This window comes from Chloroflexota bacterium, from assembly GCA_026708035.1.
Taxonomy (GTDB): domain Bacteria; phylum Chloroflexota; class UBA11872; order UBA11872; family UBA11872; genus JAJECS01.
In genome coordinates, this window is sequence record JAPOVQ010000025.1 from 154519 (window position 1) to 172624 (window position 18106).

16 protein-coding genes are annotated in these 18106 nt (G+C 66.9%); 6 read left to right on the forward strand and 10 right to left on the reverse strand.

Annotation, left to right across the window (positions count from 1 at the left end):
* Nucleotides 1-173 precede the first annotated feature (173 nt).
* A complete protein-coding gene (locus OXG33_10835) occupies nucleotides 174-1124 on the reverse strand; it encodes an ABC transporter permease (GenBank protein MCY4114416.1) in 951 nt (316 codons plus the stop codon).
* Nucleotides 1125-1456: 332 nt separating this feature from the next.
* Here OXG33_10835 and OXG33_10840 point away from each other — a divergent pair, with 332 nt between their 5' ends.
* Both OXG33_10840 and OXG33_10845 read left to right on the forward strand, forming a co-directional pair.
* Nucleotides 1457-2521, forward strand: coding sequence for an L-rhamnonate dehydratase (locus OXG33_10840; GenBank protein MCY4114417.1), 1065 nt, complete (start codon nucleotides 1457-1459; stop codon nucleotides 2519-2521).
* Nucleotides 2522-2551: 30 nt separating this feature from the next.
* Nucleotides 2552-3490: an aldo/keto reductase gene (locus OXG33_10845; GenBank protein MCY4114418.1), complete on the forward strand. Its 939-nt coding sequence runs from the start codon at nucleotides 2552-2554 to the stop codon at nucleotides 3488-3490.
* Nucleotides 3491-3667: 177 nt separating this feature from the next.
* Here OXG33_10845 and OXG33_10850 read toward each other — a convergent pair whose 3' ends face one another.
* From OXG33_10850 to OXG33_10880, 7 genes are all read right to left on the reverse strand, one after another.
* A complete protein-coding gene (locus tag OXG33_10850) occupies nucleotides 3668-5536 on the reverse strand; it encodes an ABC transporter substrate-binding protein (GenBank protein MCY4114419.1) in 1869 nt (622 codons plus the stop codon).
* A 259-nt stretch (nucleotides 5537-5795) separates the two neighbouring features.
* Entirely contained in the window at nucleotides 5796-7664 is a 1869-nt protein-coding gene (locus OXG33_10855) for an ABC transporter substrate-binding protein (protein MCY4114420.1), read from the reverse strand.
* 151 nt (nucleotides 7665-7815) lie between these two features.
* Complete coding sequence (locus OXG33_10860; GenBank protein ID MCY4114421.1) at nucleotides 7816-8706, reverse strand: ABC transporter permease; 891 nt, start codon at nucleotides 8704-8706, stop codon at nucleotides 7816-7818.
* A 154-nt stretch (nucleotides 8707-8860) separates the two neighbouring features.
* Nucleotides 8861-9730, reverse strand: a complete 870-nt coding sequence (locus OXG33_10865) for an EamA family transporter (GenBank protein MCY4114422.1) — start codon at nucleotides 9728-9730, stop codon at nucleotides 8861-8863.
* Nucleotides 9731-9816: 86 nt separating this feature from the next.
* On the reverse strand, nucleotides 9817-10305 hold the full coding sequence (locus OXG33_10870) for a DUF3830 family protein (protein ID MCY4114423.1): 489 nt from the start codon (nucleotides 10303-10305) through the stop codon (nucleotides 9817-9819).
* 88 nt (nucleotides 10306-10393) lie between these two features.
* Entirely contained in the window at nucleotides 10394-11308 is a 915-nt protein-coding gene (locus OXG33_10875; GenBank protein ID MCY4114424.1) for an aldo/keto reductase, read from the reverse strand.
* A 249-nt stretch (nucleotides 11309-11557) separates the two neighbouring features.
* Nucleotides 11558-12760 (reverse strand): MFS transporter, encoded by a 1203-nt coding sequence (locus OXG33_10880; GenBank protein ID MCY4114425.1) that lies wholly within the window; start codon nucleotides 12758-12760, stop codon nucleotides 11558-11560.
* 42 nt (nucleotides 12761-12802) lie between these two features.
* Between OXG33_10880 and OXG33_10885 the strand changes: the two genes are divergently transcribed.
* The 3 genes from OXG33_10885 (at nucleotide 12803) to OXG33_10895 (ending at nucleotide 14769) form a co-directional block, all read left to right on the forward strand.
* Complete coding sequence (locus tag OXG33_10885; GenBank protein MCY4114426.1) at nucleotides 12803-13966, forward strand: hypothetical protein; 1164 nt, start codon at nucleotides 12803-12805, stop codon at nucleotides 13964-13966.
* 144 nt (nucleotides 13967-14110) lie between these two features.
* Nucleotides 14111-14374 (forward strand): hypothetical protein, encoded by a 264-nt coding sequence (locus OXG33_10890; GenBank protein ID MCY4114427.1) that lies wholly within the window; start codon nucleotides 14111-14113, stop codon nucleotides 14372-14374.
* On the forward strand, nucleotides 14371-14769 hold the full coding sequence (locus OXG33_10895; protein ID MCY4114428.1) for a type II toxin-antitoxin system VapC family toxin: 399 nt from the start codon (nucleotides 14371-14373) through the stop codon (nucleotides 14767-14769). The genes OXG33_10890 and OXG33_10895 overlap by 4 nt, the downstream gene beginning before the upstream one ends.
* Before the next feature lie 64 nt (nucleotides 14770-14833).
* Here the strand turns inward: OXG33_10895 and OXG33_10900 are convergent, their stop codons facing one another.
* Nucleotides 14834-15631: a phytanoyl-CoA dioxygenase family protein gene (locus OXG33_10900; protein ID MCY4114429.1), complete on the reverse strand. Its 798-nt coding sequence runs from the start codon at nucleotides 15629-15631 to the stop codon at nucleotides 14834-14836.
* Nucleotides 15632-15834: 203 nt separating this feature from the next.
* Entirely contained in the window at nucleotides 15835-16572 is a 738-nt protein-coding gene (locus OXG33_10905; protein ID MCY4114430.1) for a hypothetical protein, read from the reverse strand.
* Nucleotides 16573-16860: 288 nt separating this feature from the next.
* Here OXG33_10905 and OXG33_10910 point away from each other — a divergent pair, with 288 nt between their 5' ends.
* Nucleotides 16861-18102, forward strand: coding sequence for an FAD-dependent oxidoreductase (locus OXG33_10910; GenBank protein ID MCY4114431.1), 1242 nt, complete (start codon nucleotides 16861-16863; stop codon nucleotides 18100-18102).
* Nucleotides 18103-18106: the final 4 nt, after the last annotated feature.

The window sequence follows — 18106 nt, forward strand, 5'->3', positions numbered from 1 at the left end:
GCCAGGGACAGACGCACCCTGACGGCCGTTTCGGCGACGCCGCCAATTCGTGCCGTCCGCGCCGTCCGCGCGTCGCCGGAACGCGCCAGCCTAGAGGATATAGAAATTCCTGAAAACCTTGTCCGTGCCGTGTGGCGTCGGTGCTGTCGATGGTCGGGGAGTGACGCGCCTGCCTAGGCGAGCCGGACGCGCGGATCGATGTAGGTGTAGAGCACGTCCACGAGGAGGTTCGCGATCACGTAGATCGTGGCCGCCAGCATCACCAACGCCTGCACCACGGTGTAGTCGCGCGTGAGGATGGCCTTGACCAGCGTGAAGCCGATGCCCTTGCGGCTGAACACCACTTCGATGACCACCGCGCCGATAAGCAGGCTGCCGAACTGCAAGCCCACGATCGTGACCACGGGGATCAGCGCGTTCTTGAGCGCGTGGCCCCAGACGACGGTGCTCTCGCGCACACCCTTCGAGCGCGCGGTGCGGATGTAGTCGCGGCTCATGACATCCAGCATGGACGAGCGCGTAAGCCGGGCCACGATCGCTGCGCCCCCGATGCCCAGCGCGAGCGCGGGCATGATGAGTTCCTTGCCATTGCCGTTGGCAATGGCCGGCAGGAAGTTATTCATATTTATGGCGAAGATGTAGATCAATATGAGTCCGATGAGGAAATTGGGCACGGAAACGCCGAGCACCGCGATGAATTGGCTTGTGTAGTCGACCCAGGTGTGATGCCGCATGGCCGAAATCACGCCGGCTACCAGCCCGATGAAGAGCGTCACCGCCATGCCCGCCAGCGTGAGCACCAGCGTCGAGGGGAATTGCTCGGCGATCACGTCCGTGATGGGCTGCTTGGTGCGGAACGAACGCCCAAGGTCGAGCCGCAGCACGTCCCACAGGTAGAAGGCGAATTGCTCGGGAATGGACTTATCGAGCCGCAGCTTGGCTCGCGCTTGCTCGAGGGCGTCGATCGAGACCGAGGTGTTGGACGTCCCGCCGGCGTCGCTGCTGTAGTAGAAGACTTCGACGGGATCGCCCGGGATCAGGCGCAGGAGCACAAAGACCAGCAGCAGCACGCCCAGGATTACCGGGATCGCGGCGAGCAACCGCCGGACGATATATCGCCCCATGTTGCGCCTGCTCCTCGCTCACCGTGCGAACGGTCCTTGGAGGCGCTCGTGGAGGGCTGAGCCTATCCATCCTTCGAGTCGCCTCAGGCCCGGCAGTGTAGCCGACGGCCCATCCGGCGAGCACGCTGCCGGCGATGTGCGGAACGCTGCGAAGTGCTGCCTTAGCCGCGGGAACGAGGTCGCGGAGCCCATCTCGTGAGACACTGCACGCAGCCCGACAACGGTGTCCTCGCGCGTTGAAAATTACAAGCGTCGAGACCAGAGTGCTCGAGTTGCCCGCCCGCGATCCCAATACGGGTCGTCGACGCCCGGGCTGGCTCGAGCGGAGCCCCATGGCGAATCCGATGTCGCGCTATTTCCCGGCCGGGTCCAACATGCTGCGCTGGGTGCCGGACTGGCCGGACTTCCTCGTCGTCGTGACGGCCGAGGACGGCACGCGGGGGGTGGGCCCCGGGAGGTATGGGCGGCCCGTGGCCGCCGTCATTCAGGACTACCTGGGACCGAGAATCATCGGTGAGCCCGCGCTCGCGACCGAGCGGCTGTACGACATGTTGGTCCGGCTGTGTGCGCCGTTCGGCGCCACCGGCCTCGCGTCGTACGCCGTCAGCGGCATTGACCTGGCGCTGTGGGATCTCAAGGGCAAGGTGCTGGAGAAGCCCGTCTACGAACTGCTCGGCGGACCGGCTCGAGACTCTGTCCAGTGCTACGCCACCTGCGGCGACGTGGACTGGGTCAGGGAGTTGGGCTTCACCGCCGTGAAGGTGCCCTGTCCCTGCGGTCCCGTCCATGGGCAAGTCGGCCTGCACCGCAACATCGCGAGCGTGGCGGCGGCCCGGGAGTGCATGGGCAAGGACGCGCAACTCATGCTCGACTGCTGGATGTCGCTCGACGTTGAATACGGCGTACAGCTGGCGGAATCGCTGCGCCCGTACAGCCTCGCGTGGATCGAGGAGATGCTCCGTCCAGAGGACTTCGACGGCTATGCACAGCTGCGGGCCCGCCTACCCTGGCAGACACTCGCAAGCGGCGAGCATTGGTACACCCCATATCCCTTCCAACACGCGGCGTCGCGCCGACTGGTCGACATCCTGCAGCCGGATATTGCATGGGTGGGCGGGTTGACGCCGCTGATCAAGATCTGCGCCATCGCGGACGCGGCGGGGCTGACCGTCATTCCGCACGGTGGGGCTGGGAGTCCGTATGGGCAACACGCCCTCGTCGCCCTTCCGGCGATTCCGCTTGGCGAGTGGTACATCGCCACGGCGCCGGGCGTTCCCCTGGAGAACGGCCCCTTGTTGCCGGGCACGGCCGTGCCCAAGAACGGCAGGCTGCGACCGTCCGACGCGCCCGGCTTCGGCGTGGAGATCGATGCCGACACGCTGCCGGCGTTTCGATAGGGGCGGCGCGCCGGCGCCGCGGGCTGGCTGATGGAGTATCGCCGGCTGGGCCGGACGGGCCTCGAAGTGTCGTTAGTCGGCCTCGGAACCGGTGGGCCAAGTCAGCTTGGCCAGACGCGCGGCACCACGCGTGATCTGGTTCGTGCCTTCGTGCGGCGCGCGCTCGACCTGGGTATCAACTACTTCGACACCGCGCCGGTGTATCACGACAGCGAATCGCTGCTCGCCCACGCGCTGGACGGCCTGCCGCGGGACGAGACTGTGATTGCGACCAAGTATCCGAGCGTGGTCGACGTGCACGCGGACGCGCCGCCCTTGGCGCCGCCGAGCGTCATTCGGCCGTCGGTCGAGGCGAGCCTGCGGCGACTCCGGCGGGACGCGATCGATATTGTGCTGATTCACGCGCTGCGGCCTGAGCTCTACGACGATTGCCGCGAGCGTCAAGTGCCCGAATTGCTGCGCCTGAAGGACGACGGCCTGGCTCGGTTCGTCGGCATTTCCGGATGGCCCGTGATGGTGGGCCGCGCCGTCGCTGACGGCTGGCCCGATGTGGTGATGCCCAACTACAACTTGCTGACGCACGCCCCCGAACGCCATGTGTTTCCAGCGGCCCGTGAAAACGACGTCGGCGTGGTCGCCATGACGCCCGTGCGACGCGCTATGGCCGATCCCGTGCACCTGCGCGAGATGGTGAGGCGGATGAAGGACGCGGGCCTGGTACCGCCTGCGGCACTTCCGGACGCGCAGCCGCTCGACTGGCTCATCCACGGCGACGTTGGGTCGGTGATCGAGGCGGCCTACCGCTTTGCGGCTGCGCCCCCGGAGGTCGCGTGCGTGTTGACGGGCACGGCCGATCCGTTCCATCTCGCAGCAAACGTCGCAGCCGTAAGTCGCGGTCCATTGCCCGCCGCTGACGTCGAGCGGCTGCGGGCAGCCTTCGGCGGCCACGACGAGTACTTCGGCGACTAGAGCCGAAGACTGAGCGAGCGGATAACCGCCGGGCGGGGCGGGAACGCAGACCGCCGCCGGGCCTGCGTTGACCTGTTCCGCGACGAGCGCGAGGCTCGTCGGCGGACAGGCCCTGACCGAGGCTCTCGCCCATCCTCGGCCACCCAGACCCGGCGGCGGTGCTGAACTCCCTAGACGCTAGCCGCCCTTCTTGTCGTAGAAGTCCATCGCGAACGCCTGGTCGAGCAGCGTGGAGTGCGCCACGCCACCGATCTGGTCGCTGTTGTAGAACCACTGCGCCATGGCGTCGGCCAGCGGGATGTTGACGGCGGCTTCCTGGATCAGGCGGTTCGCCTCCATCCACATCTCGGCGCGCTTGGACTCGTCGAACTCGGCGCGGGCCCCGTCGAGCAATGCGTCGATGGGGTCGCCCTCGGTCGCCACGCCCGGCTCACCGTTGTAGTTGAGGAACGCGAACGCGCGGCCCGGCAGCCCGTAGTTCGACGTGTGGTACTTCGCGTACAGCACGTCGGCGTCAGGGCCACGCCCGCCGGTCCACTGGTGGGTGTACTTCCCTTGCGCCATGTCGTTGATGTAGGTCGCGAACTCGACGTTCGGGATGTCCACGAAGATGCCAATGCTGGACTCGATGTCCAGCTTGTACAGCTCGCTCAACGGGTTGGGCGTATTCGGGAACTCGACCTGCATGCGCTCACCGTCGCGGTAGCGGAAGCCGTCGTCGCCGCGAGCGTAGCCGGCGTCATCCAGCAGCTTGTTGGCAAGGCCAACGTCCCACGGATACAGGTCTTCCATCGCCTCGTTGTAGCCGATGGTGCCCGGCGTGAGGATGTTGCCGGCGATGCGCGGGATGCCGCCGTTGCCGCGCTGCACCACGAGCTTCTTGTTGACCGCGTGGTTCAGCGCCTTGCGGACGACGATGTCGTCGGTGGGCCAGCGCGTCGAGTTGATGTGCAGGAACCACGGCATACCCGAAGACATACGCCCAAGGATGGCGCGGTTGTCCTGCTTCGCGAAGCGCTCCATGTCGATGAACTGGAAGTGCTGGATCCAGTCCACTTCGCCGGCCTCGAAGGCCGCCGCACGGGCCACCGCGTCCTGCGCCAGGATCTGGATGACAAACTCGTCGGGGTACGGGGCCCCCTTGTTCGTCGCCCACTCCGGCGCCCACGCGTAGTCTTCGTTCCGCTCGTAGGTGACGGAGACCTGCTCCTGCCACTCCTTGAACTTGTACGGACCCGTGCCGACCGGGTTTCGCGCGATGTCTTCGCGGTACTGGATGTACGCCGCCGGCGAGGCAAACGTGATCTGACGGTCCGCCAGCACCTGCATGAACAGCGCCTGCGGCGTCTTCGTCTTCAGATCGACGGTGAACTCGTCCACAACCGTGAGGCTCTCCACGTCGCCGACTGTGCCCGCGATCTCGCCCCGCTCCAGGCTCTCGTCCAAGAAGAGCATGAAGTTGAACGCCACCGCCTCCGCGTTGAACGGCGTGCCGTCGTGGAAGGACACGTCCTGCCGCAACGGGATGCGGCGCGTCAGGCGGTCATCCGACAGCTCGGGCATGTCGGCGGCCAGCCGCGGGACGATTCGGTTGTTGGGCGCCCAGGTGTACAAGGTCTCGTACATCGGGAAGCCGCTGCGGTAGGACCACTGGTCCATGCGCACCGGGTTGAACGAGGTGATGGGACCCGGCGTACCCCAGGTGATGCGGCCACCGCGGGTCGGGTTCCACTCGCCGAGCGGAACGGCTTCGTCCGAGCGGAAGAGGTTGATCCCCTTCAGTGCGCCGCGCGCCGCCGTCTCGGCCTCGATCTCGACGATGACTTCCTTCTCGACGACGACTTCCTTCTCGACGACCACTTCCTTCTCGACGACGACGGCCTTCTCGACTTCCTTGATGACTTCCTGCGTCACCACCTTCTCGACCTCGACCTGTTGGATCTCGGTGACGGTGACGATCTTCTCGACCTCGACTTCCCTGATCTCTACCTCGCCCTCGCCGCACGCTGCGAGCGCGGCGACGCCAACGCCTCCCGCCAGGGCCAATGCCCCGCCGCGGAGGACGTTCCGTCGACTCAGAGACTTACCACGATCCATAGACCTTCCCTCCAGTTGCAGGCTCTCCGGGCCTGTGCGCGAGAGGATACCAGCCCGCGCGGGCGATTTGCACCGCGCGGAATCTGTCGGTCGTGGGCCCGTTTAGTCGTCGATTTCAGTGCACGCCGGAGTCCGGGCACCGTCCGCCGGCGGATGAACCGGGCGATCCCGAGACCCTCCCGGCGGACGGTGCCGATCTCCCTAGGCGCTAGCCGCCCTTCTTGTCGTAGAAGTCGAGCACGGTGGCTGGTTCGTGGATTGTGGAGAGCGCCACGCCGCCGATCTGGTCCCTGTTGTAGAACCACTGCCCCATGGCGTCCGACAGCGGAAGGTTGACAGCGGCCTCCTGGATCAGGCGGTTCGCCTCCATCCACATCTCGGCGCGCTTGGACTCGTCAAACTCGGAGCGCGCGCCGTCGAGCAGTGCGTCGATGGGGTCGCCCTCGGTCGGCACGCCCGGCTCGCCGTTGTAGTTGAGGAACGCGAACGCGCGGCCCGGCAGCCCGTAGTTCGACGTGTGGTACTTCGCGTACAGCACGTCGGCGTCAGGGCCACGCCCGCCGGTCCACTGGTGGGTGTACTTCCCTTGCGCCATGTCGTTGATGTAGGTCGCGAACTCGACGTTCGGGATGTCCACGAAGATGCCGATGCCGGACTCGATGTCCAGCTTGTACAGCTCGCTCAACGGGTTCGGCGTGTTGGGGAACTCCACCTGCATGCGCTGGCCGTCGCGGTAGCGGAAGCCGTCCTCACCGCGCGTGTAGCCGGCGTCATCCAGCAGCTGGTTGGCCTTGCCGACGTCCCACGGGTAGAGGTCTTCCATGTCCGGGTTGTAGCCGATGGTTCCCGGCGTGAGGATGTTGCCCGCGATGCGCGGAATACCGCCGTTGCCACGCTGTACCACCAACTTCTTGTTGATGGCGTGATTCAGCGCCTTGCGGACGACGATGTCGTCGGTGGGCCAGCGCATCGAGTTGATGTGCAGGAACCACGGCATGCCCGGGGCCAGGCGTCCAAGGATGATGCGGTTGTCCTGCTTGGCGAAGCGCTCCAGGTCGATGAACTGGAAGTGTTGGATCCAGTCCACCTCGCCGGCCTCGAAGGCCGCTGCGCGGGCTACCGCGTCCTGCGCCAGAATCTGAACCACGAACTCGTCCGGGTACGGCGCTCCCTTGTTCGTCGCCCACTCCGGCGCCCAGGCGTAGTCATCAAACCGCTCGTAGGTAACGGAGACCTGCTCCTGCCACTCCTTGAACTTGTAGGCGCCGGTGCCGACGGGATTGCGCGCGATGTCTTCGCGGTAGGTGATATAGGCCTGCGGTGAGGCGAACGTGATCTGAAAATCGGCAAGCACCTGCATGAATAGCGCCTGCGGCGTCTTCGTCTTCAGGTCGATGGTGAAGTCGTCGACCTTCGTGACGCTCTCGATGTCTCCCACCTTGCCCGCGATTTCGCCCCGCTCCAGGCTCTCGTCCAGGAACAGCATGAAGTTGAAGGTCACCGCGTCCGCGTTGAACGGCGTGCCGTCGTGGAACTTCACGTCCCGCCGCAACGGAATGCGGCGGGTCAGGCGGTCAGCGGACAGCTCCGGCAGGTCAGCGGCCAGCCACGGAATGATCCGGTTGCCCGGCGCCCACGTGTACAGGTTCTCGTAAATCGGGAAGCCGTTGCGATAGGACCACTGGTCCATTCGCACGGGGTTGAGCGACGTGATCGGGCCCGGCGTTCCCCAGGTAATCCGGCCACCGCGGGTCGGGTTCCATTCGCCGAGCGGGACGGATTCGTCGGAGCGGAAGAGGTTGACGCCCTTTTGAAGGCCGCGAGCGGCCGTCTCGGCCTCGATCTCGACGATCACTTCTTTCTCGACGACGACTTCCCTTTCGACGACGACTTCCTTCTCGACGACGACGGCCTTCTCGACTTCCTTGATGACTTCCTGCGTCACCACCTTCTCGACCTCGACCTGTTGGATCTCGGTGACGGTGACGATCTTCTCGACCTCGACCTCCCTGATCTCGACCTCGCCCTCGCCGCACGCTGCGAGCGCGGCAACGCCGACGCCGCCCGCGAGGGCCAAAGCCCCGCCACGGAGGACGTTTCGACGACTCAGAGATCTACCACGATCCATAGTTTCTCCCCTCAAAAGACTCGCTTTCCAAACCTGTGCGCGAGGATACCAGTCGGGGGTATCTCGTTTGGGCTGGAACCAGTCGCCGTGACGGTGCGGACTACTGCGCCCAGGCGCTCGCTTGCGGGTCCAGCGCCTCGCGCAGGCCGTCCCCCAGCATGTTGAACGACAACACCGTCAGGGCCAGCGCCAGGCCGTTGAAGATGCAGATCCACGGCGCCAGGGCGAGCACCGCGCGGTACTGGGCGATCTCCAAGCCCCACTCGGGCGTCGGCGGTGAGGCGCCCAAGCCCAGGAAGCTGAGCCCGGCCGCCGAGATGATGGTCGAGCCCAGCCCCAGCGTGGACATGATCAAGATGGGGCTGAGAATGTTGGGCAAGATGTGACGCACGATGATGCGCGTGTCGCGCATGCCGATCGCGCGGGCTGCTCGAACGTAGCCGAACTCTTTGGCGGAGAGCGTCGAGCCACGCACCACACGCGCATAGAAGGGAATGCCCGCAACTCCTAGGGCAATCATGGCGTTCGTCAGGCTAGGCCCGAGCGACGCAACGATCACAATGGCGAGCAGCAGCCCCGGAAACGCCAACAGCACGTCGAGCAGACGGCTGATGACCATATCGATCCGTCCGCCGAAGTAGCCGGCGGCCATGCCGAGAATCGTGCCGCCGGCCCCGGCCAGCAGTACCGCCACGAACCCGACCCGCAGCGAGATGCGCGAGCCGTGCACCACGCGGCTGAACACGTCGCGGCCGATGTCGTCAGTGCCGAACGGAAAGAAAGCCGGCTCAACCTCGCCGCTCTCGCCCACGCGAGTGCCGCTGGACCAAGGCGGGCGCAGGCGGTTTTCGAGCACGGACTCGAGCGTCGGCTTCGTGTTGATGCCTTCCGGCGCGATCACGTCGGCAAAGACGGCGCAGAGCGCAAAGAGAATCAGCACCACGCCGCCGGACATGGCCGCGAGGTTGCGGCGCAGCCGCCGCCACGCCATCGACCACTCGCTGCGCACGGCAGCCGAAGCCACCGCGTCGATGGAGGCTGTATCAGATAGGGGTTCGGCTGTTGCCATTGCCGCCGGTAGGAGAGGGGCCGCGATTCGGGACGATACTACATAGGCTGGTTGGTGGGGGCGGGCCGACGGCGGACTACGCCAACGCCACCAGCGCCGCCCCGGCCGCTATGGCGCCGGCGCCGACCATCCGCGGCGCGGTTCGCGGTTCGCGCAGGAGCGTCATGCCGAGGGCCGCGCCGATCAGGATGCTGACCTCGCGGGCGGCGGAGACGTAGGGCGCGGGCGCCATGGTGAGCGCGATGAGCACCAGCAGATACGCGGCCACGCACAGGATGGCCACCAGCGTCACGTCGCGCATGGACACGGACACATGACGCCAGGGGCGGCGTCCATAGCGGGCCAGCACCACCGGCGTGAGCGTCGCGGCGGCAATGAGCCACATCAGGTAGACGTAGGTGAGTGGGTTGACGATGGCCACGCCTTGCTTGTCCACCAGTGTGTACGAGGCGATCAGCACGCCGGTGACCGCCGCATAGCGTCCGCCGGGTTGCAGCAATGCGCGTGCCGGATCCAGCAGCGAGCTGGGATGCCAGCTCCGCAGGTTGAGCACGTAGATCCCGGCAACCACCGTCAGCACGCCGGCGAGCCCCGTGGGCGACACCGACTCGCCGATGAGCCAGATGCTCACGATCAGCACCAGCGTCGGCCCGAGGCCCCGCGCCAATGGATAGGTGACCGAAAGGTCGGCGCGTGCGTAGGCGTTGGCCAGCGACCAGAAATAGGCCGCGTGCAGCAACCCCGTAGCCACGATCCAGCCCCAGCCCGCAGCCGGGATTGGCTCGAGAACGACTCCGACGATGAACGCCGGCAGATAGAGCACCGACGCGATGACCAGGGCGAGCCAGAAGAAGACCGGGTGTCCCTGGCCGCGCTTGGCGAGCAGATTCCAGGCGGCGTGCAGCGCGGCCGCCGTGAATACCAGCGCCAGCGCAGCCGGAGGCACGGTGAATCCCCGCCGGAGGTCGTGAGGTGCGGCAAGCTACCACGGAGGCGCCGCGCCCCCACGGCCCAATGTCGCCGCGAACCGGCTCAGGACATCCGAATCTGGATGGTGGCGGTGCCGTCGTAGCGCAGGCGCTCGCAGCGCGCGGCGAAGGCCTGCCAGACGTCCGATGGACCGTCGTACGTCCCGAAAACGTTCGCGGCTTCGAGCGTGATGAACTTTCCGGGAATGGTGGGGCGGGCGTAGCGGTCGTAGGGCCAGTAGACCTCGCTCAAGGCGCCCGGATGCCCGTGCCGCGTGCCGGCTTCATAGTGGGTGAAGATCAGATCGCCCGGAGCGACGCAGGTGGTGGCGTTCTCGATGGGCGCCACGACGGTCGGGTCGAAGTAGAACGCCGCGATGGTTCCCGAATAGATCGCGTGCAGGCACTCGGCCTGCTCGGGCACCCCCGCGGTCACCGCCGCGCAGGTTTGCGGCGCCGCGTCCCACAGCAGCTTGAAGCGAGCCGGCGGGGCGCCCGGCAGCTCGAGCTCGATGGTCGAAACCGTGGGCTCCCCGGTGTCTGATGTGGTCATGGCTGGCGCCTCCTGCAATGCCTCCCGATGCGCGACTGTAGGTCCCAAGCCGCGCGTCCGCGAGACTCGATCCGGATTCCTGTCTGATCTACTCGCCCGCCGCGATGGCGGTGAGCTCGGCCCGCTCGCTTTCGGTCATGTGCCACTCGACGGCGCGGACGTTCTCCTCGATCTCCTCGGGCCGCCGCGTGCCTGCCAACGCCACGCTCACGATCGGGTTGGCGATCACCCACGCCAGCGCTAGCTGCGCCACCGTGAAGCCGCGGTCGCGGGCGGCTTCCTTGAGCGCCTCGACTCGCCGTAGGTAGGCCAGAAAGTGCTCTGGCTCGAACAACGGCTGCTCGAACACGGTGCCGCGGCTGCGAAAGTCGTCCTCGCCGAAGGTCGTCTCGGGCGTCATGGTTCCGGTCAGCAGCCCGTGCGCCATGGGACCAAAGGCCATCACGCCAAGCTCGTGCTCCTGGCAGAAGGGAAACAGCTCGGCCTCGGGCCGCTGATCGAACAGGTGATAGCCGATTTGCTCGGTGACGATGGGAAACGTCTCCAGGCACTCGCCGAGCTGGGCCGCGCTGAAATTGCTCACGCCGCCGTACCGAATCTTGCCCTGCTGCTGGAACTCGGCCATGGCCCCCATCGAGTCGGCGATGGGCACGCTCGCATCCGGCCAGTGGATCAAATAGAGATCGAGATAGTCCGTCTGCAGCCGCTCCAGGCTGCCTTCCAGGTCCGCGGCCATCTTGTCGGGCGCGGTGCTGCCTTTGCTCACCAGCAGCACTTCGTCCCGGCGTCCCTTCAGCGCCCGTCCGACGAGCTTCTCGCCCTCGCCGAGCCCATATCCGGCGGCGGTATCGACCAGCGTCACCCCAAGGTCGATGGCCCGATGGATGCTGCGGATGGCCTCGTCGTCGTCGAACGGGCCGTACTGCCCCCGTCCGATTGGGAATCCGCCGAATCCAATGACGGAAGTCACCAGATCGGATTGGCCCAGCCTGCGGTACTCCATGTCGGCGTCCCTCCGCGTGTTCGCGCGCGGGTTTTCCCCCTCACCCTAACCCTCTCCCGCGCTGGGGAGAGGGGGCCGGGCCCTTCCAGCGACGGGAAACCTCGCGAAGCCTCTTCCGTCATTCCGGCGGAAGCCGGAATCCAGCGGACAGTGGGCTTCTTCATCCACCAGGGCGGGCGGTTCGCAATCCGCCCCCACCCGACTTGCCGGCGTTCCCGATGGCGAAGAGTCGGGCCGGCGATGCTCACCCTAGTCCGCCGTGGCCACTGACGTCGGCCGTGGCGGAGGCGACGGACGGGCGACCACGGCGCCCACCAGGATGGCGAGGACGAACACCGGCGCCAGCATCAGCGCCAGGGCCACGATGCCGGCGGCATCCATCAGCGCGCCGGCGGCGAGCGGCAGCAGCAGCGCCGATGCCCCCGAGCTGGCTTGCAGCCCGGCCACGCCCCGGCCGGCGTGGCGCGCCGGCACGCGGTCGGCGAGCAGAATCACGGGTGAGGTGGCGCCAAAGCCACCCATCGCATAGCAGAACGCGGTGATACCCAGAAAGGCCACGTGCGCGGGAAGCATGAGCACCGTTGCGCTGAGCAGGTTCATCAACACGGTAAAGCCAACGACCATCCGCCGCCCGTAGCGGTCCATCAGCTGCCCGCCCGCGAACGTCGCCACGGCGCGGAGGCCGCTGAGCAGGGAGAGCACCAGTCCCACGGTCGCCGGGTCGAGCTCGAGCGTCACCCCGCCGTAGAGCGGCAGGGCAACGGCCCGCAGCGTCGAAGCGCCGCCCCAAAGCAGCGCACCGAACGCCAGCACGCCGGCGATCGCGCGCCACGACACGGGAGGCTCGGGTATCGACGGGGACTCGGGGGCGGCGCTGGCGGCCGGCCGAGCGTCGCGGATCAGCGCCACGGCGATGAACGCGCCGACCACCGCCACGACGGCCGCCATCACCAGGGCCGAGCGCCACCCCAGGGCCACCGCCAGGCCGCCCGCGGCAACCGGGCTCGCCAGCATGCCGATCTGGAATCCGGTGAGCCCGCGCGAAATCGTGCGCCCTCGGGCTGCCGGCGGCGCCAGCCGCACCAGGTGAGCGACTGCGGCGCTCTCGACGAAAGCCGCGGCCATGCCCGATCCGAACACCGCCCCGACCAGGGCCCAGAAGCCCGGCGACACGGCGGCGGCCAGCCCTCCCAACGCAAACGCGAACGACGCAATCGCGAGCAATCGCCGCGGACCCACGCGGTCCGTCAAGTAGCCAGCCGCCGGAGTGACGAGAACCCGGCTCAGCGACGGTGCTGCCACCAATACGCTCAGCGTCGCGAAGTTGACGTCGAACTCCGCCTGGATCGGCACCAGCAACGGCCCGTAGACCGACGCCCCAAATGCCGTGGCCGCAATGATTCCGAAGGTGGCGGCGACCTGGGAAACCTCAGGTGAACGGGAAAGGGTCACGTGTCAGCGGCGCGGTCAATTTGAGGCGAGCGCGATGTCGTCGTGACGGTGGTGCAGATCGACCGGCGGCGTCAACCCCTCGCGTCGTTTCAGTCCAATTGGGGAACCCTTGAAGAGGTAGCGCATCACCACGAGCGTCGCGCCGCATCCGTTCGCCCCCGTATCGAGTACGGGGCAGGCCCTGAGCTTGTCGAAGGGTTCATCGAACGGATGCGAGCAGAGTCCACGGCCTTGCTGAGCCCCTCCTTGGACGCCGGCTGCTACGCTCCCGCCGTCCGCCCCAAGCGTGACTACAAAGGCTCGATCATGCGCACCGGCAGCGGCCGATTCACCTACGAACTCGTTCCCGGCTGGGCCAAGATTCCGCCCCACATCTCCACCGGCTGGATCGGCGGGGTGGTCTCCGACCGCCATGGACGCGTCTACTGCTTCGGGCGCGGCACGCATCCCATGCTCGTCTTCGACCGCGAGGGCTCGCTGGTCGATCACTGGGGCGACACGTTCGTCAGCCACGCGCACGGGGCGTTCATCGACGACGAGGAGCAACTCTGGCTCACGGATCGCTTCGCCCAGGTCGTGTGGGTCTGCGACACGGCGGGCCGGGTGCTCCGCAAGGTCGGCCTGCTGCACATCAGGTCCACCGACGACGACTATCACATGAAGGGCGACCCACCGCCGGGCGAGCCGCCGCGTTTCGACGGCTTCAACCACCCCACCAACACGCACCTGGCCGCCGACGGCACCGTCTTCATCTCCGACGGCTACCGGGCCGCCAAGTGCCACCGATTCTCAGTGGCAGGTGTGATCGAGAAATCCTGGGGCAGCCCCGGCAGCGGGCCGGGTCAGTTCGACCTGCCGCACGGCATCTGGGTCACGCGCGACGACCGCGTGCTCGTGGCCGACCGCGAAAACAGCCGCGTGCAGGTCTTCACCCGCGACGGCGAGTTCCAGGCGGAATGGACCGGCCTCCACCGGCCCACGAACCTCTACGTCGACGAGGAGGCCGACGCCATCTACGTGGCCCAGCTCGACGGTCGCGTTTCGGTGCTCGATCTCGACGGCACGCGCATCACCCAGCTGGGCGAACCCGGGACCGGCCCCGGCCAGTTCGGAGCCCCGCACGACGTCTGGATCGACGACCAGGGCGCGCTCTACGTCTGCGAAGTCCAACGCGCCAACCGGCTCCACAAGTTCGTGCCGGTTTAATCCGGTCCGCCAAGCGACACCGGATAGCGAGGCTCTTGTCGTGCCTGCCTTCCCGTTCACGCTGGCCCCGATGACCGCTGGGCTGGTGAGTGATACGGTGACTCAAAGTGACTCACATTTTGACTCATTTTGGAAGTGCCTGCGATGCACCAACTCACGGTTAGAGGCTTCGACGACGAATTGAGCCGCCGGCTGCGCCGACTGGCGAAGCGCGAGGGGATCTCCCTGAATCAGGCCGCGCTAAAGTTGCTCCGGAAGGGAGCCGGGCTCACGGACAGTGCCGGAGGCGCGGATACCATCGGCGACTCCCTGGATCACCTGATCGGGACCTGGTCTGCCGCCAGAGCGGATGAACTGGATGCTGCGCTGCGTGAGTTCGACACCATCGACGAGTCGGTCTGGCGGTGAGGGGTCTGCTGGACGCCAATGCCTACTCGCTGCTCGTGCGCGGGCATAGGCAGGTGATCGACATTGTTCGCAGCGCCGAGGAAATCCTGCTCTCGGCGGTGGTGGTTGGCGAATTGATGCATGGCTTTCGCCTGGGGTCGCACTTTGATAGCAATCTCGCTGACCTTCGTGCGTTTCGGAATAGCCCATACGTTTCCTTCGTTCCGGTCGGCGAGGTAACCGCGGACCGCTACGCCAGGATCGCGGCTGCGCTGCGAGCGAAGGGTCGTCCCATTCCGACCAACGACGTGTGGATCGCGGCGCACGCCATGGAGACCGGCGCGGACCTGATTTCAGCCGATCGACATTTCGCGCACGTAGACGGGATTGCCTGGGTCCCAATTGCAGCGCGCTGATCTTGCGAACGGCGCTAGCTGACAGCGCCAGCCACTTATGCCGGAGCGCGGCGCCCGGCGTTGCCTAGCCTCGCCCGCCGTCCGTAATCCGCGCCGACGCCAGCAGTTCCTTGCCGCTCTCCGATAGCTCGTCGAACTGCGCGCCGGTCATCTCGACCCAATGGCCCGAGTAGTACCAGGGGCGCGTGTAGACCAGGCAGAGCTCCGGGCGCGCGTGGTCGGAGCGGTTGGGGGTGCCGCGGTGCAGCGGGCGCGGGTCTTGCATCCAGATCGAGCCCTTCTTGAGGTTGAGCCGTCTGGGCCGGAAATCCCCCGCCTCGAGCACGTCGTTGTAGCGGCCCTGCAGGCTGGGATCGGCCAGATACTGCGTACCGGGCAGGATCTCGAAGCTGCCGTTCTCTTCGAAGGTGTCGACCAGCGGGATCTTGGCGCTGACGGTGTCGCAGGTCTGGGTGCCGATGTGGGGCGTTGTCAGCGCCATGTCGCGATGCCACCGCTGATAGGTGCTGTCGGGGTAGGGATTGTTGGATGTGTATCCCGTGAGTTGGTAGTCCGATACGCCCCAATAGCGATCCATGAACGCCAGCACGGTGGGATGCTCGTAGACGGCGGGATCGGAAAAGGGCATGGCCCAGGGCAGGTCGACGGTGTAGCGGTTGGGATAGCCCAGGCGTCCGCGCCCCGTGGCCAGGTCGCCCGAGAGCTCCCGCGAGTTCCGCGCGCGCACGGTCTCCAGCAGGGGCATGAACGCCGCGTGAAGGGCATCGACCAGCTCAACCGGAATCGCGTTCTCTAGAACCGTGAACCCGTTGGTCCGGTACTCGGCCACGCGCAGGTCCAGGTCGTCGTGCGGTGCGTTCATCGGGCGGCCCGTTCGCTCACGCCGGGTGCGGCGAGCTTAGCGCGTCGCAATGATTCGTTTTGATTCAGACACTGTGCCGTCGGCGGCGGACCCCTCACCCTCACCCTCTCCCGCGGAAGGGAGAGGGGACCAGACCGAGGACAAAGAGGCGGGATACTGCCGTTCGCCGGTCGGAGTGATCCACTACCTAGGCTGCGCGGCGGCTATGCGGGGTCCGGCACCTCGAACAGGAAGCCCTCGATCTCGATGTTGAGTCCGGTCAGGTCCGGCGGCACGTCGAAGACCACGCTCACTCTTGCTTCCTTGCCGGCGGGCAGACTCTCCACCAGATAAAGCGGCCGGCCCCGTTCGATGTCGGGCACCATGCCCGTGAGCGCGTTTGTCCCCAGGTTGCTCACGGCAATCTCGTCACCGTCGGCGGTGAGGAGGACGATGTTGGCCTTGGCAATCGTGGTGAACGACGACGACCCGTTCTTGAAGTGCATGTTCACGAGCTTGAACACGCCATTCTTCGGCTTGAACGGGGAGCCGGTGAACTGCTTCAACTCGTCGAGGTTAGCTACCCCAATCAAGGTGACTTCGAACCCAGTGGCGTCGACCAGGGAGTCGCCGGCCGTCGGCAAGCCGCTGCGTGAGACCGCCACCTGCTGCTCGACCTCGACACGCGCCTCGGCACGCACTTCCGCGTAGATAGGCACGGTTGTTGTGGCCGCGGGCGTGGCCGTCTCGGTCGCGGTGGACTCGGTGCTCGGCGTTTGCGCGGCCGGTGTGGCCGGCCGGGCGGTAATCGCCGCAGCCGCTGTGCGAGCGGCGGCCTGAGCGGCGACCGTCGCCACGGGCGTTGCATCGGCCGCGTCCGCCGCCGCGTCGCCGGGACCTTGCGCGAGCGACACCACGGCGATCATCACCGCAATAACCACAATCAGCGCGAGCAGCGCCAAGTAGAACTTCGGGACGCTGCGGACAGTTCGACCGATCGTGCCCACGGTGCGATCTCCTTTAGCCGCGCTCCAACTCAATTCCCTGGCGCCGGTCAGCGCTCCACGCGAACGCGCCGCAAATCGCGAGGCCGGCACCCGATTATGCCTGTCGGCGCCGCGGCGCCGGGCGCGCGATATCATCGGGCGCCTTCAGCAAGATGCGGCGTTCGGCCGGTGGCGATTCCCAGCCGTGTCTCCAGCGCGAATTGATGGGCGGTTCCCCGTCGCACCGGACAACGTCGTTTAGCCATGCCGCTCGGCTTGCTGAAATACGGACTGCGACCGCGCCGCCCGCCTGACCGGTTTCTCCCGCCCCGCCCGGAGCTCAAGCGCGCCTACGACACCGTGATCATCGGCGGCGGCGGCCACGGTCTCGCGGCGGCCTACTACCTGGCGACCGAGCACGACATCACCGACGTCGCAGTGCTCGACAAGGGCTATCTCGGCGGCGGGAACACGGGTCGAAACACCGCCATCGTGCGGGCCAACTATCTGACCGAGGAAGGCGTGCAGTTCTACGCCGAGTCCCTGGATCTCTGGCGCGGGCTGAGCAGCGAGCTCGACTTCAACCTGCAGTACACCGAGCGCGGCCACCTCACGCTGGCCCACGCCGACTCGGCCATCCGGACCATGCGCTGGCGCGCCGAGGTCAACAAGCACTTCGGGGTCGATTCCGAGCTGATCTCTCCCGACGAGATCGCCAAGCTGGCGCCGGGCCTCGACCTGTCCGGCGACGTGCGGCATCCGGTGCTCGCGGCGCTGTATCACCCGCCCGGCGCGACGGCCCGGCACGACGCGGTCGTGTGGGCCTACGCCGCGCGCGCCGCCGCCCAAGGCGTCGAGCTGCATTCCGACACCGAGGTCACCGGAATTCAGGTCGAGGGCGGTCGCGTGACGGGCGTCGAAACCTCGCGCGGGACCATTCAGTGCAACCGCGTGCTGCAGGCGGTGGCCGGGCAAAGCTCCCTCGTCTCGGCGATGGCCGGCTTTCGCCTGCCGATCCACACCGTGCCGCTGCAGGCCTGCGTGTCGCTGCCGCTCAAGCCCTGGCTCGATCCGATCGTGGTATCGGGCAGCCTGCACGTATATATCTGGCAGTCGGCGCGCGGCGAAGTGGTCATCGGCGGCGCCACCGATCCCTACGGGCTCTACGCCAACCGATCGACGCTCGAGTTTGCCGAGGGCACGCTGCTGCCGGTGCTCGAGCTGTTTCCGTTCCTCGCCAACGTCAAGATGCTGCGCCAGTGGGCCGGCATGTGCGACATGACACCCGACTTTAGCCCGGTGATGGGCGTCACCCCGGTCGAGAACCTCTATATCGACGCCGGCTGGGGCACCTGGGGCTTCAAGGCCACGCCCGTCTGCGGCAAGCGGATGGCGGAGCTCATCGCCACCGGGCGCACGCCGGACCTCTTGCAGCCGTTTCGGCTAAGTCGCTTCGCCGAGTTCGAGCAGGTTGGTGAAAAGGGCGCGGCGTCGGTGGGCCACTAGATGC